28 protein-coding genes and 1 tRNA gene are annotated in these 21,070 nt (G+C 65.6%); 3 read left to right on the top strand and 26 right to left on the bottom strand.

What is annotated here, in order from left to right; genetic code table 11:
• Nucleotides 1–248 precede the first annotated feature (248 nt).
• The gene (katG, locus tag N1F91_RS11695) at nt 249–2,465 is read left to right on the top strand and encodes a catalase/peroxidase HPI (protein ID WP_289992330.1); all 2,217 of its coding nucleotides are present in this window, start codon (nt 249–251) and stop codon (nt 2,463–2,465) included.
• A 90-nt stretch (nt 2,466–2,555) separates the two neighbouring features.
• On the opposite strand, the gene N1F91_RS11690 is transcribed toward katG, so the two are convergent.
• The 3 genes from N1F91_RS11690 to N1F91_RS11680 form a co-directional block, all read right to left on the bottom strand.
• Entirely contained in the window at nt 2,556–3,914 is a 1,359-nt protein-coding gene (locus tag N1F91_RS11690; RefSeq protein WP_289992329.1) for an aspartate aminotransferase family protein, read from the bottom strand.
• Nucleotides 3,915–4,123: 209 nt separating this feature from the next.
• Nucleotides 4,124–4,312, bottom strand: coding sequence for a hypothetical protein (locus N1F91_RS11685; protein WP_289992328.1), 189 nt, complete (start codon nt 4,310–4,312; stop codon nt 4,124–4,126).
• 1 nt (nt 4,313) lies between these two features.
• Nucleotides 4,314–5,162: a glycosyltransferase family A protein gene (locus N1F91_RS11680; protein ID WP_289992326.1), complete on the bottom strand. Its 849-nt coding sequence runs from the start codon at nt 5,160–5,162 to the stop codon at nt 4,314–4,316.
• A gap of 242 nt (nt 5,163–5,404) precedes the next feature.
• On the opposite strand from N1F91_RS11680, the gene N1F91_RS11675 reads away from it, so the two are divergent.
• Nucleotides 5,405–5,478, top strand: a tRNA-Gly gene (locus N1F91_RS11675).
• Nucleotides 5,479–5,679: 201 nt separating this feature from the next.
• Nucleotides 5,680–6,702, top strand: a complete 1,023-nt coding sequence (locus N1F91_RS11670; protein ID WP_289992325.1) for an AI-2E family transporter — start codon at nt 5,680–5,682, stop codon at nt 6,700–6,702.
• A 22-nt stretch (nt 6,703–6,724) separates the two neighbouring features.
• Here the strand turns inward: N1F91_RS11670 and N1F91_RS11665 are convergent, their stop codons facing one another.
• The 23 genes from N1F91_RS11665 to rplV all read right to left on the bottom strand — a co-directional run bounded on the left by N1F91_RS11665 (nt 6,725) and on the right by rplV (nt 21,070).
• Nucleotides 6,725–8,077, bottom strand: coding sequence for a replication-associated recombination protein A (locus N1F91_RS11665; RefSeq protein ID WP_289992324.1), 1,353 nt, complete (start codon nt 8,075–8,077; stop codon nt 6,725–6,727).
• Between the two features lie 13 nt (nt 8,078–8,090).
• Entirely contained in the window at nt 8,091–9,641 is a 1,551-nt protein-coding gene (locus N1F91_RS11660; protein ID WP_289992323.1) for a DegQ family serine endoprotease, read from the bottom strand.
• Between the two features lie 189 nt (nt 9,642–9,830).
• Nucleotides 9,831–10,259: a 50S ribosomal protein L17 gene (gene rplQ, locus N1F91_RS11655; RefSeq protein ID WP_126701555.1), complete on the bottom strand. Its 429-nt coding sequence runs from the start codon at nt 10,257–10,259 to the stop codon at nt 9,831–9,833.
• Between the two features lie 112 nt (nt 10,260–10,371).
• A complete protein-coding gene (locus N1F91_RS11650) occupies nt 10,372–11,382 on the bottom strand; it encodes a DNA-directed RNA polymerase subunit alpha (RefSeq protein ID WP_289992322.1) in 1,011 nt (336 codons plus the stop codon).
• Between the two features lie 106 nt (nt 11,383–11,488).
• Complete coding sequence (gene rpsK / locus N1F91_RS11645; protein WP_289992321.1) at nt 11,489–11,878, bottom strand: 30S ribosomal protein S11; 390 nt, start codon at nt 11,876–11,878, stop codon at nt 11,489–11,491.
• Between the two features lie 135 nt (nt 11,879–12,013).
• Nucleotides 12,014–12,382, bottom strand: a complete 369-nt coding sequence (rpsM, locus tag N1F91_RS11640; RefSeq protein ID WP_289992320.1) for a 30S ribosomal protein S13 — start codon at nt 12,380–12,382, stop codon at nt 12,014–12,016.
• 183 nt (nt 12,383–12,565) lie between these two features.
• Nucleotides 12,566–13,162, bottom strand: a complete 597-nt coding sequence (locus N1F91_RS11635; protein ID WP_289992318.1) for an adenylate kinase — start codon at nt 13,160–13,162, stop codon at nt 12,566–12,568.
• A complete protein-coding gene (gene secY, locus N1F91_RS11630) occupies nt 13,159–14,499 on the bottom strand; it encodes a preprotein translocase subunit SecY (RefSeq protein ID WP_289992316.1) in 1,341 nt (446 codons plus the stop codon). The genes N1F91_RS11635 and secY overlap by 4 nt, the downstream gene beginning before the upstream one ends.
• Nucleotides 14,500–14,620: 121 nt before the next feature.
• Nucleotides 14,621–15,091: a 50S ribosomal protein L15 gene (gene rplO / locus N1F91_RS11625; RefSeq protein WP_289992315.1), complete on the bottom strand. Its 471-nt coding sequence runs from the start codon at nt 15,089–15,091 to the stop codon at nt 14,621–14,623.
• Between the two features lie 19 nt (nt 15,092–15,110).
• Nucleotides 15,111–15,305: a 50S ribosomal protein L30 gene (gene rpmD / locus N1F91_RS11620; RefSeq protein WP_126701548.1), complete on the bottom strand. Its 195-nt coding sequence runs from the start codon at nt 15,303–15,305 to the stop codon at nt 15,111–15,113.
• Between the two features lie 28 nt (nt 15,306–15,333).
• On the bottom strand, nt 15,334–15,900 hold the full coding sequence (gene rpsE / locus N1F91_RS11615) for a 30S ribosomal protein S5 (protein WP_187972026.1): 567 nt from the start codon (nt 15,898–15,900) through the stop codon (nt 15,334–15,336).
• Between the two features lie 76 nt (nt 15,901–15,976).
• Complete coding sequence (gene rplR / locus N1F91_RS11610) at nt 15,977–16,336, bottom strand: 50S ribosomal protein L18 (protein WP_289992311.1); 360 nt, start codon at nt 16,334–16,336, stop codon at nt 15,977–15,979.
• Between the two features lie 80 nt (nt 16,337–16,416).
• On the bottom strand, nt 16,417–16,950 hold the full coding sequence (gene rplF / locus N1F91_RS11605; RefSeq protein ID WP_289992310.1) for a 50S ribosomal protein L6: 534 nt from the start codon (nt 16,948–16,950) through the stop codon (nt 16,417–16,419).
• A gap of 41 nt (nt 16,951–16,991) precedes the next feature.
• Nucleotides 16,992–17,390, bottom strand: a complete 399-nt coding sequence (gene rpsH / locus N1F91_RS11600) for a 30S ribosomal protein S8 (RefSeq protein ID WP_126701544.1) — start codon at nt 17,388–17,390, stop codon at nt 16,992–16,994.
• 12 nt (nt 17,391–17,402) lie between these two features.
• A complete protein-coding gene (gene rpsN / locus N1F91_RS11595) occupies nt 17,403–17,708 on the bottom strand; it encodes a 30S ribosomal protein S14 (RefSeq protein WP_126701543.1) in 306 nt (101 codons plus the stop codon).
• A 27-nt stretch (nt 17,709–17,735) separates the two neighbouring features.
• Complete coding sequence (gene rplE, locus N1F91_RS11590) at nt 17,736–18,293, bottom strand: 50S ribosomal protein L5 (RefSeq protein WP_289992308.1); 558 nt, start codon at nt 18,291–18,293, stop codon at nt 17,736–17,738.
• Nucleotides 18,286–18,597, bottom strand: a complete 312-nt coding sequence (gene rplX, locus N1F91_RS11585; RefSeq protein ID WP_289992307.1) for a 50S ribosomal protein L24 — start codon at nt 18,595–18,597, stop codon at nt 18,286–18,288. The genes rplE and rplX overlap by 8 nt, the downstream gene beginning before the upstream one ends.
• A 12-nt stretch (nt 18,598–18,609) precedes the next feature.
• Nucleotides 18,610–18,978, bottom strand: coding sequence for a 50S ribosomal protein L14 (rplN, locus tag N1F91_RS11580; protein ID WP_126701540.1), 369 nt, complete (start codon nt 18,976–18,978; stop codon nt 18,610–18,612).
• Nucleotides 18,979–19,041: 63 nt separating this feature from the next.
• Nucleotides 19,042–19,293, bottom strand: coding sequence for a 30S ribosomal protein S17 (rpsQ, locus tag N1F91_RS11575; protein ID WP_126701539.1), 252 nt, complete (start codon nt 19,291–19,293; stop codon nt 19,042–19,044).
• A 10-nt stretch (nt 19,294–19,303) separates the two neighbouring features.
• Nucleotides 19,304–19,504, bottom strand: a complete 201-nt coding sequence (rpmC, locus tag N1F91_RS11570) for a 50S ribosomal protein L29 (protein ID WP_126701538.1) — start codon at nt 19,502–19,504, stop codon at nt 19,304–19,306.
• 13 nt (nt 19,505–19,517) lie between these two features.
• Nucleotides 19,518–19,931: a 50S ribosomal protein L16 gene (rplP, locus tag N1F91_RS11565; protein ID WP_289992306.1), complete on the bottom strand. Its 414-nt coding sequence runs from the start codon at nt 19,929–19,931 to the stop codon at nt 19,518–19,520.
• 33 nt (nt 19,932–19,964) lie between these two features.
• On the bottom strand, nt 19,965–20,681 hold the full coding sequence (gene rpsC / locus N1F91_RS11560; RefSeq protein ID WP_289992305.1) for a 30S ribosomal protein S3: 717 nt from the start codon (nt 20,679–20,681) through the stop codon (nt 19,965–19,967).
• Nucleotides 20,681–21,070, bottom strand: coding sequence for a 50S ribosomal protein L22 (gene rplV, locus N1F91_RS11555; protein ID WP_187972035.1), 390 nt, complete (start codon nt 21,068–21,070; stop codon nt 20,681–20,683). Before rplV ends, rpsC begins: the two co-directional genes overlap by 1 nt.

Here is a 21,070-nt window from a genome sequence, read left to right as displayed (position 1 = left end):
CAGTGCGGTAGAAAGGGACAACAAGAAGAAGCTCGAGGAACGGCCTCCGGTCGCCCGCGAAGCCGCACCGTCTCCCGAGGGGGCCGGCCGGCGCACGGACCCGAAGGCGTGCCGAGGAGCCACAAGGGCGATGACGACGGTTCCGTTGATGCGGATGCGGTTCGTGCCGGCTCGTGGGAATGCCCGTGTCGCCGGTCCTTCATCGACTTCACCTACGAAGCAGAACGCTGCCACGAACGGAGAGAGCAATGGACGGATTTAAGGTTTCAGGCGCGGGACAATGCCCCGTGGCGCACGGCACCACCAACATGTCGATGCGCACGAACAGAGATTGGTGGCCCAACCAGCTCAACGTGCGGATGCTTCATCAGAATTCGCCGCTGTCGGACCCGATGGGCAAGAGCTTCGACTATGCCGAGGAGTTCAAGAAGCTCGACCTCGCCGCCCTGAAGCAGGACCTCACCGCGCTGATGACGGACAGCCAGGAATGGTGGCCGGCAGACTATGGTCACTACGGCGGCCTCTTCATCCGCATGGCCTGGCATTCCGCCGGCACCTACCGCACGGCCGACGGCCGCGGCGGCGGCGGCACCGGCCAGCAGCGCTTCGCCCCGCTCAATTCCTGGCCGGACAACGGCAATCTCGACAAGGCGCGCCGGCTGCTCTGGCCCATCAAGCAGAAGTACGGCAACCAGATTTCCTGGGCCGACCTGATGATCCTCGCCGGCAACGTCGCGATGGAATCCATGGGTTTCAAGACCTTCGGCTTCGCCGGCGGCCGTCCCGACGTCTGGGAGCCCGAGGAAGACACCTACTGGGGCGCCGAGAACGAGTGGCTCGCCCGCAGCGACCATGATCTCGCCCGCTACTCCGGTGACCGTGAGCTGGAAAACCCGCTGGCGGCCGTCCAGATGGGCCTCATCTACGTCAACCCGGAAGGTCCGGACGGCAATCCCGACCCGCTGGCCTCCGCAAAGGACATCCGCGAGACCTTCGCCCGCATGGCGATGAACGACGAGGAGACCGTCGCGCTGACCGCCGGCGGCCACACCTTCGGCAAGACCCATGGCGCCGGCCCCGTCGAGCATGTCGGCCGCGAGCCGGAAGCTGCGTCCATCGAGGCGATGGGTCTCGGCTGGCTGTCGACCTACAAGAGCGGCAAAGGCGTCGACACCATCACCTCGGGCCTCGAGGGCGCATGGACGCCGAACCCGACCCGCTGGGACATGGGCTATTTCGACGTCCTGTTCAAATACGAGTGGGAGAAGACCAAGAGCCCGTCGGGTGCGTGGATCTGGCGTCCGATCGGCCTTGAAGAGCAGGACATGGCACCGGAGGTCGACGGTTCGGGCAAGAAGGTCCCGATCATGATGTCGACGGCCGACATGGCGATGAAGCTCGACCCGATCTACGGGCCGATCTCCAGGCGCTTCCACGAAAACCCGGACCAGTTCGCCGATGCCTTCGCCCGCGCCTGGTTCAAGCTGACCCACCGCGACATGGGTCCGAAGTCGCGCTACCTCGGCTCCGAGGTTCCGGCGGAAGACCTGATCTGGCAGGATCCGATCCCGGCTGTCGACCACCCGCTCGTGGACGGTGCCGACGTCGAGGCGCTGAAGGCGCGGCTTCTCGGCGCCGGCCTCACCCCGGCCGAGCTGATCCAGACCGCCTGGGCCTCCGCATCGACCTTCCGCGGCTCCGACAAGCGCGGCGGCGCCAATGGCGCGCGCATCCGCCTCGAGCCGCAGAAGAGCTGGGAAGGCAATCAGCCCGAGCAGCTCGCCAAGGTTCTCGGCGTGCTCGAAGGCATCAAGGCGGCCTTCGATGCCGAGCAGAGCGACGGCAAGAAGGTCTCGCTCGCCGACCTGATCGTGCTCGGCGGCGCGGCTGCCATCGAACAGGCGGCCAAGGCTGCCGGCCACGACGTCAAGGTGCCGTTCGTTCCGGGTCGCGGCGACGCGACGCAGGAGCAGACGGACGTCGAGTCGTTCGAGTTCCTGGAGCCGGTCTCGGACGGCTTCCGCAACTACCAGAAGCGGGCCTACACGATCTCCGCCGAGGAGTTGCTGATCGACAAGGCGCAGCTGCTGACGCTGACGGCGCCGGAGATGACGGTCCTCGTCGGCGGCCTGCGGGTTCTCGGCGGCAATGTCGGTGGTTCGCAGCACGGCGTCTTCACCAGGCGCCCGGGTCAGCTGACCAACGACTTCTTCGTCAACCTGCTCGACATGAGCACGACGTGGAAGCCGGCGACGGAACATGCCGATGTCTTCGAGGGCCGCGACCGCAAGACCGGCGACGTCAAGTGGACCGCCACCCGTGTCGACCTCGTCTTCGGCTCCAACTCGCTGCTGCGCGCTCTTGCCGAAGTCTACGGCCAGCAGGACAGCAGCGAGAAGTTCGTCAAGGATTTCGTCGCCGCCTGGACGAAGGTGATGAACGCCGATCGTTTCGATCTCGCCTGATCGAAAATCATCCAAACTTGGAAACGCGGCCGCTCGTCGGCCGCGTTTTCGTTTGGGAACCGCCGCATCGGCGCAATGTGTGCGATATCGTCAGTCCCGCGCCCGCGGCAGGCCGAACCGGTCGGCGAAAGCGTCGAGGCTCTCCACCAGCAGGCCCATGATCTCGGCGATCTGCTCGCGGCTGACGATGAGCGGCGGGCAGACCATGAAATGGTCGCCTTCGAGCCCGCCGCGGGTGCGCCGCGAATAGAGGATCAGGCCGCGCGAATAGGCCTCCTCGACGAGGTGCACATGCGCATCCATCGCCTTCGGCAGCGGTGCCATCGTCCCGCGATCCGCCACCAGCTCGAAGGCCGTCAGCAGGCCCTTGCCGCGCACGTCGCCGACGAAGGGATAGCGCTCCTTCAGGCCCGAGAGCCCGGCCATCAGCGCCTCGCCCATGGCACGCGCATTGTCGCACAGGTCGAGCCGGTCGATCTCGCCGAGCACCGCCAGACCAGCCGCGCAGGCCAGCGGATTGCCGGCATAGGTGAAGCCATGCACGAAGCCGCCGGCCGCAAGCACTGGCTCGACGAGCCGGCGGTGCGCGACCATGGCGCCGAGCGGCACGTATCCGGCGCCGAACCCTTTCGACAGCACGACGATGTCCGGCGCGAGGCCCCAGTGTTCTGCGGCAAGGAAGCGTCCCGTGCGGCCGGCACCGGTCATCACCTCGTCCAGGATCAGGAGGATGCCGTGCTCGCGGCAGATCTCGGCCACCCGCGCGTAGTAGCCGTCGGGGGCAACGAGCGCGCCGGTCGACGCACCGCCGACAGGCTCCATGATGAAGGCGAGAACCGTCTCCGCCCCCTGCCGCTCGATCTCCTCGCGCAGCATCTCGGCATAGCGTAGGCCGCGCTCTTCCAGGCTGTGGTTGTCACGGTCGAGATAGCATGTCGGCGCGGCAATCTTCGGCATCGCGCGAAGCATCGGCTCGAACGGCCGGCTCATCAGGTCCATGCCGGTCAGTGCCAGCGCGCCGAGCGTCGAGCCATGATAGGAGGGATAGCGCGAGATGATCTTCCAGCGCTCCGGCTGCCCGGTGGCGACGGCCCACTGCCGCGCGAGCTTGGCCGCGCTCTCCACCGCCTCGGAACCGCCGGACACGAAGAACACCCGGTCCAGCCCCTCGGGCATCTTCGCCGCCGTCAGCCGCGCCAGCTCCTCCGCCGGTTCGTTCTCGAAATGCAGCCGGTAGGCAAAGGTCGCCTTCTCCATCTGCGCGCGCATGGCGGCCAGCACACGCTCGTTGCCATGGCCGATATTGGAGACCATCGCGCCGCTGGTGGCGTCGATGTATCGCTTTCCGTTCACATCGTGAATGTAGATGTCGCGCGCCTCGGCAACCAGCGGGCGCCGTTGCCTCGTCTGGTAGAAAAGGTTGGATGGAAGTGCATCGTGACCGTTCATTGCCTGATCCGTCCCCCGCGCAGCCTCGCGCCTCTCCGCCCGGCCAAGGCAGCCTTGCGTCAGATGGAAGGGAGTAACGCGCCGACAGCGCAGCCTGTCAACGCCAGGCGTGAGCAAGGGACGCGACCGGTGATACCGACACGCCCGTGCCAAGTATCTGACGCGAAATCCGACAAGACGGGCAGGAATTTTCGGCGGGGATCGGCGGACTAGCGCGAACGTTCCGACGTCTCGCGCACAGCGATCCGGCGATCGAGAGGATCGCCATCGTCCAGTCTCGCCTGAAGCCTGGCGAACTGGGTGCTGATTTCACGCCAGGCGGTCTGGGTGTAGGCGCCGTCGAACTTGACGGCATCGACACCGAGGGCGATCACGGCGGCGAGGAGGAAGAGGCGCATGTCACGCTCCGTTCTTTTCGTCGGACCAGAACGTGCCTCTGCTTCTTCCGTTCCCGCGATCCCGGCGGGCAGTGCGTACCTTTCGAGCCAGCCAGCGCGCCAGCTTCGTCGCCGGCGAGAACCGCTGCCGCGGCGGCCGGACGTAATCCTCCTGCCGGCTCATCAGTTCGTCATAGATGGCCAGGATCGCCAGCGCCTGCCGATCCGAATCGGGGCGGAAGCCGAGCCCGTGCTCGAAGCCCCCGAAATAGCGATTGTTGGTGCCCACGATCCCGAGATGCTGCACGCGGCTCCGTTCGAACGCGACGATCGGAACGCCGCGCTGGCCAAAGAGGGTGCAATAGGCATCGTCGATATTCACGAGCGTCTGGTTGCTGCCGAGTTCGGCCAACACGCGCTCGGCCAGCGGCCGCGTCCAGAGCGTTCCGGCATTGCCGACGGTGCGCTTCGACAACCGATCCTCGCCATCCGGCAGACCCGGATGGTTGCGCGAATTGTAGAGCGAGATGAGCCCGTCGAAGCCTTTTCGAAGCCGCAGGCCGTCCATCACCGCAGTCCGGTTGGCGATCATGTCACTATCGAGGATCAGCAGGTGCCGATGCCGCCCGTCCAGGAAATGCCGCCACATGACACAGCTGGTGCGCGACGGTCCCCTCTGCATCTCGGCGCGATGGCACAGCACGGGAAGGCCGGCCTCGTGCATGAGGCGTTCCACGTCCATGACCGGGCTTGCATCGTCGAAAACCACCACCTCGCTGCCCGGCGGCAGAACCAGTTCGGCGACCGTCGACAGGCAATGCCGGACCAGCGGCTCGCGTTCATGCGTCGGTATGGCAACAAGTGCAGACATGATCCCCTCGCGATGAGTCCCCTCGGCAGATTAAGATGAACGGAGAGCGGATTGAAACGACTCTCTTTTCCGGCTGCGAAGGCCAGGCGCCTCACGCCCGGCATGCGCCGGACGCTCCCAGGGATAGCTTGCCGCAGCTTTCGCAGATGCGCCGGCAGAGCAGAAGACAGACCGGCATCCGGGCTCACCAGCCACGTCGGTTCTTGACCATCGCCGATGCGTCGAGTAGGAGATCAGCCGCTGCGGGTATGGTGAAATGGTATCACATGAGCCTTCCAAGCTCTTGGTGCGGGTTCGATTCCCGCTACCCGCTCCAGGCCGCCGGCAGTTCCGAAAATCTGCTCTGCGCCCGTCCGGCTCGCTCTGCAACTCGCTTCTCTGACTGATCGGCCTCAGGCCACCGCCCCCTCGCCGCAGTCCTCGCCTCCCCGTCGAACGCGTGACGTGCCAGCGATTGTTCCTGCTCCGGGCAACCCGAGAGCCTGCACTTCGTTGTCCTCCACAGGCTGAGGGCAACATGACGCGACAGACCATTTCACTGCTCCTGCTCGCCGCCACGATGGCGATCCTGCTGCTGCTCGTTCCCGATGTCCTCCTCATCGTCTTCGCCGGCATCCTGCTTGCGGTCTTCCTCCAGGGCGGCGGCCACTGGATCGCTTCGAAGCTCGGGCTTGCCGACGGCTGGGGGATCGGCGTGTTCCTGCTCGGCATCGTCGCGGCGCTCGTGATCTTCGGGCTTGCCGTGGCGCCCGCCATCGGCGCGCAGGTCGACGAACTGACCCGCCGGGTTCCGGAGGCCTTCGAAACATTCCGCCAGCGCCTGGCGGAGTACTCCTGGGGATCGGCCCTCCTCGACCGGTTGACGCCCGAGACCCTGGCGTCCACCGAAAGCCGCAGCGCGGCCATGACGGCGGTCTCGTCGACGTTCGGCGCGCTCGGCAATTTCGTGATCATCCTCTTCATCGGACTCTACGGCGCGCTCGATCCGAAGGTCTACCGCAAGGGGCTGACGCTGCTGCTCGCGCCCTCGATCCGCAGGCGCGGCGACGAAATCCTGCGCGCGACGGCCGCGACCCTGCGGAACTGGCTGTCGGCGCAGCTGATGGCCATGACCGTGGTCGGCGTACTGACGGCGCTCGGCCTCTGGTTTGCCGGCGTGCCGCTCGCCTTCGCTCTCGGGCTCCTCGCCGGACTGCTGGCCTTCATCCCCAACATCGGGCCGGTGCTCGCGATTGCTCCAGCCCTGCTGCTGGCCTTCCCGGATGGCCGGTCCATGGTTCTGATCGTGCTCGCGATCTATCTCGGCGTGCAGGCGCTGGAGAGCTATGTGGTCACGCCGCTGATCCAGCAGGAAAAGGTATCGCTGCCGCCGGCGCTCGTCATTTCAGCGCAACTGCTGTTCGGCGTGCTGTTCGGGATCCTCGGCCTCGCACTGGCGACGCCGATCGCCGCCGCGCTGATGACGGTCATCGGCCTCGCCTATGTCGAGGACTACCTCGGTCGCGAGAAGCCGGCGGGAATCGAAGGCGGGCGGAGGTAGCTTCCGCGGGCCCAGCCCGCGGTCAGTCCCGCCTGCGTTGCGCGCGGGCCTTCTCCCAGAAGTCGAGGCGCTTGCGGATGTCGCGTTCGAACCCGCGCTCGTTCGGACGATAGAATTCAGGACGCGCGGCGCCGGTCAATTCCTCTGGGAAATACTCCTGGCCGGAATAGGCTTCCGGAAAGTCGTGATCGTACTGGTAGCCGGCGCCATATCCCAGCTCCCGCATCATCTTCGTGGGCGCGTTGAGGATATGCTTCGGCGGCGGCAGCGAACCGGTGCGGTTCGCCAACTCGAGCGCGGCATCGAAGGCGCGATAGGCGGCGTTCGACTTCGGCGCCGTGGCGACATAGGTGATCGCCTGGGCGAGGAAGAGCCGACCTTCGGGCCAGCCCACCCGCTCGAACGCGTCCCAGGCCGAAAGCACCTGCGGCATCGCCTGCGGGTCGGCCATCCCGACGTCTTCCGAAGCGGCGCAGGCCAGCCTGCGGAAAAGCGTGGCCGGATCCTCGCCTCCGGCGATCATGCGAGCAGCCCAGTACAACGCGGCCTGCACGTCGCTCCCGCGCAGCGTCTTGTGGAAGCAACTGAGCAGGTTGTAGTGCCCCTCCTGCGCCTTGTCGTAGACCGCGGCCCGCTTCTGCACCGTTCGCGACAGGCCGGCGACGTCGAGGATGTCGGGTCCGGAGAGGCCGAGCAGGTCCTCGGCGAGGTTCAGCAGATAGCGCGCGTCGCCGTCCGCCATGTCGATCAGGGCGTCGCGCGCGTCCGGATCGAGCGGCAACTGGCGCCCCTGGTGGCGCTCCGCCCGGTCCAGCAACTGGCCGAGCGACATGCGGTCGAGCCGGTTCACGACCAGCACCCGCGCTCGCGACAGAAGCGCCGACACAAGGCTGAAGCTCGGATTTTCCGTCGTGGCGCCGATCAGCACCACCGTGCCGTCCTCGACATGCGGCAGCAACGCGTCCTGCGTCGTCCGGTTGAAGCGGTGCAATTCGTCGATGAAGACGGCCGTCTGCCGGCCCAGGGCGTTCCTGACGTGCCTGGCCGTCTCGATCACCTTCCTCAGGTCGGCGATCCCCGCATTGACGGCCGATAGCTGCAGGAACTCGATCCCCGCTTCGGCGGAAACGAGGCGGGCGATGGTGGTCTTGCCGGTGCCGGGCGGTCCCCACAGGACGAAGGACGACAGCCTCTTTGCCGCCACCATCCGGCTGATGGGCGATTCGGGGCCGAGCAGATGATCCTGCCCGACCACTTCCGAGAGGCGCCGAGGTCGCAGCGTCTCGGCGAGCGGCCTCGGCGCGGACGCCTCGAACGCGCCCGGCGCGGGGTGCCTTGCCGCCGGTCCGTCGTCGCGTCCGAAGAGGTCCGCCATCTTGTCCGTCCGGTCAGTAGCGCAGCATCTGGCGCATGATGTTTCCGTTGCGGTCGACCGTGAAGCGCCACCAGCGCGTCCGCTCGGCCGCCGCCTTTTGCAGCGTCTCGGGCGTGTCGATGGCCGTCCCGTTCACCTCGCGCACGATGTCGCCCGGGCGGAAGCCGAAGCCCGCCGCGGGCGAATTGCGCGGCACCTCCACCATCACCACCCCACGCGTGTCGTCGCGCAGCCGGAGCTTGCGGGCGAGCCGCGGCGACAGGTCCGCAACCTTCGCTCCGGTGAACGGGCTCTGGCCTGAGATATCGAGCGTCGCCGCGGACGCACCTTCCGGCGCCCGCACCAGCGTCAGCGAAACTGCGCGCTGCTTGCCCTTCGACAGCACGTCGAAGGTGACCGTCGCGTTCAGCGGCTGTGTCGCGAGCCGGTAGCCGAGCGCGTCGACATGCTGGATCGGCACGCCGTTCATCGCCAGAACCACGTCGCCCGGTTCGATGCCCGCCGCCTCCGCGGGTCCGTCCTCGTAGATGGCCGTCACGATCGCGCCCTGCGGACGCGGCATGCCGAGCGCTTCGGCGATCTGCGGGGTCACCTGGTCGAACTCCGCACCGAGGAACGGCCGTTCGAAGTTCTGCTCGCCGGCCCGCGCCGCCTCGACGAAGGCGCGCACCATGTCGGAGGGAATGGCGAAGCCGATGCCGATCGACCCGCCGCTGCGCGAGAAGATGGCGGTGTTGATGCCGACCAGCCTCCCCGCCATGTCGATCAGAGCGCCGCCGGAATTGCCGGGATTGATCGCCGCGTCCGTCTGGATGAAGAAGCCGAAGTCGGACACGCCGATATGGTTGCGCGCCAGCGCCGAGACGATCCCGCTGGTCGTTGTCTGCCCGACGCCGAAGGGATTGCCGATGGCCAGCACCAGGTCCCCGACCTCGAGCGCATCCGAATCGCCGATCGGCACGACCGGGAACGGCTCGCCGCCTTCGATCTTGAGCACCGCGAGGTCGAGCGATTCGTCCTTCAGGAGCACCCTGCTCTCGAACTCGCGCCCGTCCGACAGCGCCACCCGAACCTCGTCGGCGTCGCGGATGACGTGGAAATTGGTCACGACGATGCCGGAAGGATCGACGAGCACGCCCGAGCCGAGCGACGACTGCACGCGAGGCGGCATCTGCTGCCGGCCGAAGAACTGCTCGAAGAAGGGATCCCCCGCGAAGGGCGACCGCGACTGGACGAGTTGCTTGGCATAGACGTTGACGACCGCCGGACCCGTCTCGCTGACCAGCGGCGCAAAGGAGAGCTGCACCTCAGCACGCCCGAACGGGACGCGACGCGTCTGGCTGGCTGCGTCGGACGACGGCAACGGCGTCACAGGGGCCGGCTGGGGCGGCGCGGCGTCGCCGGCAGGCGGTGTCTCCTCCGGCTTGTCGCCGCCGAAAGGCAGGATCTCCTCGAGGAACCCGCGCAACCCGCCCTGCGCCAGCGCCGGCTGCGCCAGCACCGGCGCCGCGATCATCAGCACCACGAGGGCGATGCGCGAAAAACCCGGAATCTTGGCTGCCATGGCGATTCTCTCCACGTCTTGTCGAAGGCTAACCTTTAGAGCCAGCAATGTGGGGAATGGAAGGCTTTGCCCTGTTCCCGGACGCGATTGCCAGAGCCCGGCCCACGGCCGCATTCGACCGGCCAGAACGCCGAAAGGCCCCGGGGCTTCGCCGCGGGGCCTTTCGGACATTTCATGGACGCGAAGCGATCAGGCCGCTTCGGCTTCCTCGGACGCCTCGGCTTCCGTGCGGGCGCGGTCGCCTGCGCCCTTGGCCGACGTGTCGCGATCGACGAACTCGATCACGGCCATGGCGGCGTTGTCGCCGTAGCGGAAGCCCGCCTTCATGATGCGCAGGTAGCCGCCGTGGCGCTCCGCATAGCGCGGCGCGATGGTGTCGAACAGGCGCTTGACGAGGACGGCGCTGCCGACCTGCGAGATCGCCTGACGACGCGCATGAAGATCGCCGCGCTTGCCGAGCGTCACGAGCTTCTCCACGATCGGGCGAAGTTCCTTTGCCTTGGGCAGGGTCGTCGTGATCTGCTCATGCTCGATGAGCGAGGCGGCCATGTTGGTGAACATGGCCTTGCGGTGGCTCGAAGTACGGTTCAGCTTGCGGCCGGAACGTCCATGGCGCATGGCTTGTCTCCTAGGGTTTCGGCGCAACGCGCCAGGTGTTTAAGGAGCGATCGGCGGATAGCGAGTTGCGAACGGAAACCCCTGCCCGCCGCTCGCTAATCCCCATTCGCGCTCAGTACTGGTCTTCGTAGCGCTTGGCGAGGTCTTCGATGTTCTCCGGCGGCCAGTCCTGGACCTCCATGCCGAGATGGAGACCCATAGCGGCGAGAACTTCCTTGATCTCGTTCAGCGACTTGCGACCGAAGTTCGGCGTGCGCAGCATCTCCGCCTCGGTCTTCTGGATGAGATCGCCGATGTAGACGATGTTGTCGTTCTTCAGGCAGTTGGCCGAGCGGACCGAAAGCTCGAGTTCGTCGACCTTCTTCAGCAGCGCCGGATTGAACGCGAGTTCCGTGACCTGCTCTTCCGGCTGCGCCTTCTGCGGCTCGTCGAAGTTGACGAACAGGCCGAGCTGGTCCTGCAGGATGCGCGCGGCGAACGCCACCGAGTCCTCACCGGAGATCGACCCGTCGGTCTCGATCGTCATGGTCAGCTTGTCGTAGTCGAGAACCTGGCCCTCGCGGGTGTTTTCGACCTTGTAGGAGACCTTCTTGACCGGCGAATACAGGCTGTCGACCGGGATGAGGCCGATCGGTGCGTCCTCGGCGCGGTTGCGCTCGGCCGGCACGTAGCCCTTGCCGGTATCGACCGTGAACTCCATGCGCATCTCGGCACCCTCGTCGAGCGTGCAGATGACGTGGTCGGGGTTCAGGATCTCGACGTCGCCGACCGTCTGGATGTCACCGGCGGTGACAACGCCCGGACCCTGCTTGCGCACGACCATGCGCTTGGGTCCGTCGCCCTCCATCTTGATGGCGATTTCCTTGATGTTCAGGATGATGTCGGTCACGTCCTCGCGCACGCCGGCGATCGAGGAGAACTCGTGCAGCACGCCGTCGATCTGCACCGCCGTCACGGCAGCCCCGCGCAGCGACGACAGGAGCACGCGGCGCAGCGCATTGCCGAGGGTGAGGCCGAAGCCCCGCTCCAGCGGCTCGGCGACGAGCGTGGTGAGCGTCTTCTTTTTGGAAGAGAACTCGATCTTGTTGGGCTTGATCAGTTCCTGCCAGTTTTTCTGGATCATGTTCTGTCCTTCCGTTTCCCCGCCACCATCCAATCGTGGCGGGCGATCTGGAGAACCGTAGAGGGGCGCCGGATGGCGCCCTTGCGGCAATCGTGAAAAAGAGCCGTCAGACGCGCCGCTTCTTGCGCGGGCGGCAGCCATTGTGCGGGATCGGCGTCACGTCGCGGATCGACGAGATCGTGAAGCCCGCAGCCTGGAGCGCGCGCAGTGCCGACTCGCGGCCGGAACCGGGGCCCGACACCTCGACCTCGAGCTGGCGCATGCCGTGCTCCTGCGCCTTCTTGGCGCAATCCTCGGCAGCCATCTGGGCCGCGAACGGGGTCGACTTGCGCGAGCCCTTGAAGCCCTGCGCACCGGCCGACGACCAGGCGATCGTGTTGCCCTGCGCGTCGGTGATGGTGATCATCGTGTTGTTGAAGGTCGAATTCACGTGGGCAACGCCCGACGAGATGTTCTTGCGTTCGCGACGGCGAACGCGGGCGGCTTCCTTGGCCATGGTAGTCCTTTCTGTCGATATCCACGCCGCCGTAATGCCAGCGGCTACACCCGAGAAGCGAATGGTGCGTGGCGAATGGCGAGTAGAAGGGCTCTGCCCGACTATTCGCTATTCGCCCATTCCCTACTCGCTCAACTACTTCTTCTTGCCGGCGATCGCCTTCGCCGGACCCTTGCGGGTGCGGGCGTTGGTGTGCGTGCGCTGGCCGCGGACCGGCAGCGAGCGGCGGTGACGCAGGCCGCGGTAGCAGCCGAGATCCATCAGGCGCTTGATGTTCATCGACGTCTCGCGGCGCAGGTCGCCCTCGACGCGGTAATCGCGGTCGATGGTCTCGCGGATCTGGAGCACCTCGGCGTCGGTCAGCTGGTGCACGCGGCGCTCGGCCGGGATGCCGACCTTTTCCACGATCTCCTGGGCAAACTTAGAGCCGATGCCGTGGATGTACTGCAGCGCGATGACGACGCGCTTGTTTGTCGGAATGTTGACGCCAGCTATACGGGCCATGTCTCTCTCCATCTGGGCCGGCGAACCGGCGCTTTGCTGTTGCCCCGCGTCCGGTGGAGGCCGGCCCTTGCGGGTATTCCCTTCGAACGACGAAGCCGAGCCTGTGAGGCCCGGCTGACAGCCTGTGCGAGCGGGAGACGTGGCGCTATAGTCCAGCGCACACGTCCCGTCAACCAGGCAAGCTCAGTTTTTGCGCGACACGCCGTCGAGCAGGCGCTCGATCTGCATCGTGACCGAGTCCATGTCGTCCATGCCGTCGACGCCGGTACGCAGCCCCTTGGCATGGTAGTAGCCGATCAGCGGCGCGGTCTTCTTGTAGTACTCCCGCAGGCGTTCCTCGAAAACCGCCGGGTTGTCATCCTTGCGCACCGGCTGCCCGGCGGCCTGCGCCTCGTCGGCGCGCTTGACGATGCGACCCACGAGCGCCTTGTCGTCGACGACCAGTTCGATGGCGATGTCGAGGCCGATCCCCTTGGCGGCCAGCATCGCCTCGACCGCGTCGGCCTGCGCGAGCGTGCGCGGATAGCCGTCGAGAATGAAGCCGTTCGCACAGTCCGGCGCGTCGATGCGCTCCGACACGATCGCGTTGACGATGTCGTCGGATACGAGTTCGCCCGCATCCATCACCGCCTTGGCGCGCTTGCCGACATCGGTCTCGGCCTTCACTGCCGCACGGAGCATGTCGCCCGTGGAGAGTTGCGGGATACCGTGCCTCTCCACCAGCCGCTGCGCCTGCGTCCCCTTCCCCGCCCCCGGCGGGCCGAGCAGTATCAGCCTCATTTCCCTCTTTTTCCTCCGCGGAGCTTCGACTTCTTGATCAGCCCCTCGTACTGGTGCGCGATCAGGTGACCCTGAACCTGCGCCACCGTATCGAGGGTTACACTGACGACGATCAGAAGCGAAGTACCACCAAGGTAGAACGGAACGCCAGTCGCCGAAATGAGAAACTCCGGAAGGAGACAGATGAGGATGAGGTAGACCGCTCCGATGACGGTGATTCGCGTCAGGACGTAGTCGATGTACTCGGCCGTCCTCTCGCCCGGGCGGTAGCCTGGGATGAAGCCGGAATGCTTCTTCAGCTGGTCGGCCGTGTCCTTGGGATTGAACACGATCGCGGTATAGAAGAAGGCGAAGAAGCCGATCAGCGAGGCATACAGCAGCATGTAGAGCGGCTGGCCGTGGCCGAGCGTCGCCAGCACGGAGTTCGCCCAGGACGGAAGCGTCGTCGAATCGGAGAAGCCGGCGAGAGTGGCGGGCAGGAGCAGCAGCGACGAGGCGAAGATCGGCGGAATGACGCCGGCCGTGTTGAGCTTCAGCGGCAGGTGCGAGGTGTCGCCCTGGAACATCCTGTTGCCCACCTGGCGCTTCGGATACTGGATCAGCAGCCGGCGCTGGGCGCGCTCGAAGAACACGATGACGGCGATGACAACGATCGCGATGATGATGATCGCCAGGATGATGCCCGTCGACAGTGCGCCGGTCCGGCCGAGCTCCAGCGTTCCGCCGATCGCACTCGGCAGACCGGCGACGATGCCGGCGAAGATGATGAGCGAGATGCCGTTGCCGATGCCGCGGGCCGTGATCTGCTCGCCGAGCCACATCAGGAACATGGTGCCGCCGACGAGCGTGATGACGGCGGAGATCTTGAAGAACCAGCCCGGATCCGTGACGATGCCGGTGCCGCTCTCGAGCCCGACCGCGATGCCGTAGGCCTGGACGGTCGCGAGAAGCACCGTGCCGTAGCGCGTGTACTGGTTGATGACCTTGCGGCCCTGCTCACCCTCCTTCTTCAGCTGCTCGAGCGTCGGGACGACCGACGTCATGAGCTGCATGATGATGGATGCGGAGATGTAGGGCATGATGCCGAGCGCGAAGATCGCCATGCGCTCGACGGCACCGCCCGCGAACATGTTGAACATGCCGAGCACGCCGCCCGCCTGCTGCGAAAAGGCCTGCGCGAAGGCGTCGGGATTGATGCCGGGGATGGGGATGTAGGTTCCCAGGCGATAGACCAAAAGGGCGCCGAGCGTGAACCATATCCGCTTCTTCAGGTCCTCCGCCTTGGCGAAGGCCGAAAAATTCAGATTGGACGCGAGTTGCTCAGCAGCAGATGCCATGGAAAATTCTCCGCTTCGTGACGCAGACGAGCCGCCCGAGGGGGCGGCGCGCAACTGCGAAGCCCGGAAATAGGCTCCGGCCGGCCATCATGCAAGCGACGGCGCGAGCCGTAAGACCGCCTTATTCGGCGGCCTTCTCCGGAACCTTCACCGACCCGCCGGCCTTCTCGACCTTCTCGACCGCGGCCTTCGAAGCACCGGCCACGTCGAACGCAACCTTGCCCTTCAGCTCGCCATCCGAAAGAAGACGCACGCCAGCCTTGGCGCGGCGCAGCACGCCGGCCTTGATCAGCGTCTCTTCCGTCACGGTCTCGCTCGCGTCGAGCTTGCCCGCGTCGATCGCGATCTGCACGCGACCGAGCGAAACGACGTTGTAGTCCTTCGCGAAGATGTTCTTGAAGCCGCGCTTGGGCAGACGACGGTAGAGCGGCATCTGGCCGCCCTCGAAGCCGTTGATGGCCACGCCCGAACGAGCCTTCTGGCCCTTCACGCCGCGCCCGGCGGTCTTGCCCGAGCCCGAGCCGATACCACGGCCGAGGCGCTTGCGCGCGTGGGTCGCGCCTTCTTTGTCGCGGAGTTCGTTGAGTTTCATGATCTTTCTCCCGCGTCGGTCAAGCCTCGTCCACGACGCGGACGAGGTGCTGCACTTTCGCGATCATGCCGCGGACGGACGGAGTGTCCTCGAGCGTCCGGCGGCGATGCATCTTGTTGAGGCCCAGGCCGACCAGCGTCGCGCGCTGCTCGGACGGGCGGCGGATCGGGCTGCCGATCTGCTCGACCGTGACGGTCTTCTTGTTCTCAGCCATGTGCGTGTTCCTTCTCGCCGTCCGCGGACTATTCGTCTGCGACGGCCGCGCCGCGGCGGCTCTGGATCGCGGAGTACTTGATGCCGCGCTGCGCCGCGATGTCCTTCGGGTGCATCTGGTGCTTCAGGGCATCGAAGGTCGCGCGGACCATGTTGTAGGGGTTCGACGACCCCATCGACTTGGCGACGACGTCGTGCATGCCGAGCGTCTCGAAGACGGCGCGCATCGGACCGCCCGCGATGATGCCCGTACCGGCCTTGGCGGTGCGCAGCAGAACGCGTCCGGCGCCATGGCGGCCGGCAACGTCGTGATGCAGCGTGCGACCGCCGCGCAGCGGCACGAAGATCATGTCGCGCTTGGCCGCCTCGGTGGCCTTGCGGATAGCTTCCGGCACTTCGCGCGCCTTGCCATGGCCGAAGCCGACGCGACCCTTCTGGTCGCCGACGACGACGAGCGCGGCGAAGCCGAAGCGACGACCACCCTTGACCACCTTGGCGACGCGGTTGATGTGGACGAGCTTGTCCACCATCCCGTCGTCGCGTTCTTCACGCTCGCGGTCGCGGCCACGGCCGCCGTCCCTGCGTTCCTGTGCCATATCCTCGTTCCTTGTTCTTTTCCGGTAGCACGGGTTGATGGGTGCCGCGGGGACTTTGCCCGGCGGCGGCGAAAAATCAGAAGCTCAGGCCGCCTTCGCGCGCGGCCTCGGCCAGCGCCTTGACGCGGCCGTGGTAGATGTAGGCGCCACGGTCGAACACGACGTCGGTGACGCCGGCCTTGACCGCACGCTCCGCGACGAGCTTGCCGACGGCGGCAGCAGCCGCGGTGTCGGCACCCGTCTTGAGCGAAGCCTTCAGATCCGTATCGAGCGACGAAGCGGCAGCCAGCGTGTGGCCTTTCGAATCATCGATGATCTGCGCGTAGATGTGCTTCGAAGAGCGATGCACGGACAGGCGCGGACGCCCGTTCGCGACCTTCTTGATCTGCTTGCGGATGCGCGTGGCGCGCTTGGTGATGGAAACCTTGGAAGCCATGTCTATACGTCCTTGCCTTCAACAGACGGGTGCGGCCCTGTGCGGTAGGCTTGAGCCTCCCGCGACCGCTGCCCGCGGCGTTACTTCTTCTTGCCTTCCTTGCGGACGATCTTCTCGCCCGCGTAGCGCACGCCCTTGCCCTTGTAGGGCTCGGGACCGCGATACTCGCGGATTTCCGCCGCCACCTGGCCGACCTTCTGCTTGTCGATGCCGGTCACGACGATTTCCGTCGGCTTCGGCGTCGCGATGGTGATGCCATCGGGCGTCTGGTAGACGACGTCATGGCTGAAGCCAAGAGCCAACTGCAGGTTCTTGCCCTGCATGGTGGCACGGTAGCCGACGCCGGTGATCTCGAGCTTCTTCTCGAAGCCGTCCTTCACGCCCGCCAGGATGTTGGCGATCTGCGTGCGGGACATGCCCCACTTGGAGCGGGCGACCTTCGACTGGTCGCGCGGATCGACGGCGATCAGGCCATCCTCCATCTTGACCAGCACTTCGTCGTTGACGACGAACTTCAGTTCACCCTTCGGGCCCTTGGCCGTCACGGTCTGACCGTCGACGGAAGCGGTCACGCCCTGCGGCACCGATACGGGTTTCTTGCCAATACGAGACATGGTCTTGTCCTCGTTCCTGTTCCTATCTCATGCCTGCGGGATCAGAAGATCCGGCAGAGCACTTCGCCGCCGACGTTCTGCTCGCGCGCCTCGTGATCGGCCATCACGCCCTTCGGCGTCGACAGGATCGAGATGCCTAGGCCGTTGGCGACCTGCGGAATGGTCTTGGCCGAGACATAGACGCGCCGGCCCGGCTTGGAGACGCGGGCGATCTCGCGGATCACCGGCACGCCGTCGAAATACTTCAGCTCGATTTCGATCTCGGACTTGCCGTTGTCGAAGTCGGTCTGGCTGAAGTCGCGGATGTAGCCCTCGCTCTTCAGCACCTCCAGAACGCGGGCGCGCAGCTTCGACGCGGGCGTCGAGACCTTGGTCTTGCGGCGGCCGATCGCGTTGCGGATGCGGGTCAGCATATCGCCGAGAGGATCACTCATGGACATCGTTCGTGCTCCTTACCAGCTCGACTTGACCAGGCCCGGGACGAGCCCGAGCGAGCCGAGTTCGCGCAGTGCGATACGCGACATCTTCAGCTTGCGATAATAGGCGCGCGGACGGCCCGTCACTTCGCAGCGGTTGCGGATGCGGTTGCGCGCCGAGTTGCGCGGCATCGCCGCGAGCTTCAGCTGAGCGCGGAAGCGGTCCTCGAGCGGCAGATCCTGGTTCATGATGATCGCCTTGAGCGCCTTGCGCTTGGCTGCATACAGATCCACGAGCTTGCGCCGCTTGTTGTTCTTCTCGATTGAGCTGGTCTTTGCCATTCTCGTTAAATCCTTCTATCGCCGCCGTTACTGCCGGAAGGGGAAGTTGAAGGCCTTGAGCAGCGCCCGGGCCTCGTCGTCCGTCTTGGCAGTCGTACAAACGATGATGTCCATGCCCCAGATCTGATCAACCTTGTCGTAGTTGATCTCCGGGAACACGATGTGCTCCTTGACGCCCATGGCGAAGTTGCCGCGGCCGTCGAAGCTCTTCGGATTGAGACCGCGGAAGTCGCGAACGCGCGGCAGCGCGATCGTGATCAGGCGGTCCAGGAACTCGTACATCCGGTCCTTGCGCAGGGTGACCTTCGCGCCGATCGGCATGTTCTCGCGAACCTTGAAGCCGGCGATCGACGTGCGGGCGCGCGTCACCACAGCCTTCTGGCCCGCGATCATCGCCAGGTCGGCAGCCGCGACCGTCGGCTTCTTGGAATCCGCGGTCGCCTCGCCGACGCCCATGTTGATGACGATCTTGTCGAGACGCGGAATCTGCATCTCGTTCTCGTACTTGAACTGCTCCTGCAGCGTCTTGCGAATGGTATCGCGGAAGACGGCTTTCAGGCGCGGCTCGTAAGCTGTGTCAGACATCGATCGAAGCTCCCGAACGCTTGGCCACGCGCACCTTCTTGCCATCCTTCACCTCGAAACCGACGCGGGTCGGCTTGCCGTCCTTGGGATCGGCGATCGCGATGTTGGAAACGTGGATGGGCGCTTCCTTGGAAATGATGCCGCCTTCCGTGGTCTGGGACTGCCTCTGGTGGCGGCGGATGATGTTGATGCCGCGCACGAGTGCCTTGTCTTCCGACGGCATCATGCGAAGGACTTCGCCGGTGCGGCCCTTGTCCTTGCCGGCGAGCACGACGACCTTGTCGCCTTTGCGAATCTTCTGCATTGGTCGGGCTCCTTACAGCACTTCCGGCGCGAGCGAGATGATCTTCATGTGGTTCTTGGCGCGGAGTTCGCGCGGAACCGGGCCGAAGATGCGCGTGCCGACCGGCTCCTTCTTGTTGTCGACGAGGACGGCGGCGTTCTTGTCGAAACGGATGACGCTGCCGTCGGCGCGGCGGATGTCCTTGGCGGTGCGAACCACCACGGCCTTCATCACGTCGCCCTTCTTGACCTTTCCGCGCGGAATGGCCTCCTTGATCGACACGACGATGATGTCGCCGACCGAAGCGTACTTGCGCTTCGAACCGCCGAGCACCTTGATGCACATGACACGACGCGCGCCGGAATTATCGGCAACGTCGAGGTTAGTCTGCATCTGAATCATGACTGGCCGCCTTCTTCTTCACCGGCTCGCGGGCGCCCGCCCGACGGCCGTACGTTGTTTTATTTATGCCTGCGCTTCGGCCTGCGCCTCGGTCAGGACGACCCAGCACTTGTCCTTCGAAATCGGCTTCGATTCCTGGATGAACACCTGGTCGCCGACCTTGTGGGCGTTGGTCTCGTCGTGCGCCTTGTACTTCTTCGACATGCGAACGGTCTTCTTCATCACCGGATGCGTGAAGCGGCGTTCGACCTTGACGACGACCGTCTTGTCGTTCTTGTCGCTGACGACGGTGCCCTGCAGGATGCGCTTTGGCATGGTCTTGTCCTTAAGCCTTCTTGCCGGCCGACTTCTCGGCGGCGATGGTCTTGATGCGCGCGATGTCCCGGCGGACTTCCTTCACGCGCGCTGTCTTCTCGAGCTGGCCGGTGGCCTTCTGGAAGCGCAGGTTGAACTGCTCCTTCTTGAGGCTCGCGAGCTCGTCGTTGAGCTGGTCGGGCGACTTGGCCCGGACGTCGGAGGCTTTCATCTCTGGCCCTTCCCTATTCCGCAATGCGCTGTACGAAGCGCGTCCTGACCGGCAGCTTGGCGGCGCCGAGGCGCAGCGCTTCGCGTGCGATCACTTCCGAGACGCCGTCGATCTCGAACATCACGCGGCCCGGCTTCACCCGGCAGGCCCAGTATTCCACCGAGCCCTTGCCCTTGCCCATGCGGACTTCGGTCGGCTTGGAGGTCACCGGAACGTCCGGGAACACCCGGATCCAGACCCGGCCCTGGCGCTTCATCTCACGCGTGATCGCGCGGCGGGCCGCCTCGATCTGGCGCGCGGTGACGCGCTCGGGCTCCAGCGCCTTCAATCCGAAAGCGCCGAAATCGAGGTTGGTCCCGCCCTTCGCAGCGCCATGGATACGGCCCTTGAACTGCTTGCGGAACTTCGTGCGCTTTGGCTGCAGCATCTCTGTCTACTCCGAATTCAATCCTGTTGCCGCTCAGGCGTGTTCGCGCTCGCGGCGGCGACCACCGCCACCCGAAGACGCTTCGCCCTCGGTCGCGCGACGCTCCGACGCCATCGGGTCGTGCTCGAGGATCTCGCCCTTGAACACCCAGACCTTGACGCCGCAGATGCCGTAGGCGGTCTTCGCCTCGGACGTGCCGTAGTCGACGTCGGCGCGCAGCGTGTGCAGCGGAACGCGGCCCTCGCGGTACCATTCCATGCGTGCGATTTCGGCGCCGCCGAGACGGCCCGAGCAGTTGATGCGGATGCCCTCGGCGCCGAGACGCATGGCCGACTGCACCGCGCGCTTCATGGCGCGACGGAAGGCGATGCGGCGCTCGAGCTGCTGCGAGATCGACTGCGCGATCAGCGTGGCGTCGATTTCCGGCTTGCGCACCTCGACGATGTTGAGATGCGTCTCGGACTTCGTCATCTCCATCAGCTTCTTGCGAAGCTTCTCGATGTCGGCGCCCTTCTTGCCGATGATCAGGCCCGGACGCGCGGCGTGGATCGTGACGCGGCACTTCTTGTGCGGACGCTCGATCACGACCTTCGAGATCGCGGCCTGCTTCAGCTCGTTCATCAGATACTTGCGGATCTTGATGTCCTCGTGGAGCAACTGGCCGTACTCGCCGGTGTTGGCGTACCAGCGCGAGTCCCAGGTGCGGTTAATCCCGAGGCGCAGGCCGATCGGGTTGACTTTCTGGCCCATCAGGCAGCCTCCACTTGCTCTTCGACTTCGCGCACGACGATCGTGAGGTGCGAGAACGGCTTCTCGATACGGCTGGCGCGGCCACGGCCACGGGCGTGGAAACGCTTCATGACGATCGACTTGCCGACATAGGCCTCGGCGACGACCAGAGAGTCGACGTCCAGGTCATGGTTGTTCTCGGCATTGGCGATGGCCGATTCGAGCGTCTTGCGCACGGTCTCGGCGATCCGCTTGCGCGAGAACTCCAGTTCGGCGAGCGCGGTCGCCACCTTCTTGCCGCGGATGAGCGCGGCGACGAGATTCAGCTTCTGCGGGCTGACGCGGATCGTGCGCAGAACGGCGCGCGCCTCGTTGTCAGCAAGCCTGCGCGGAGCTTTGGCCTTGCCCAT

It is taken from the genome of Aquibium sp. ELW1220, from assembly GCF_030398385.1.
GTDB lineage: Bacteria > Pseudomonadota > Alphaproteobacteria > Rhizobiales > Rhizobiaceae > Aquibium.
Note: the sequence above shows the minus strand (reverse complement) of the source record. Positions and strands in the feature narration are given on the sequence as shown.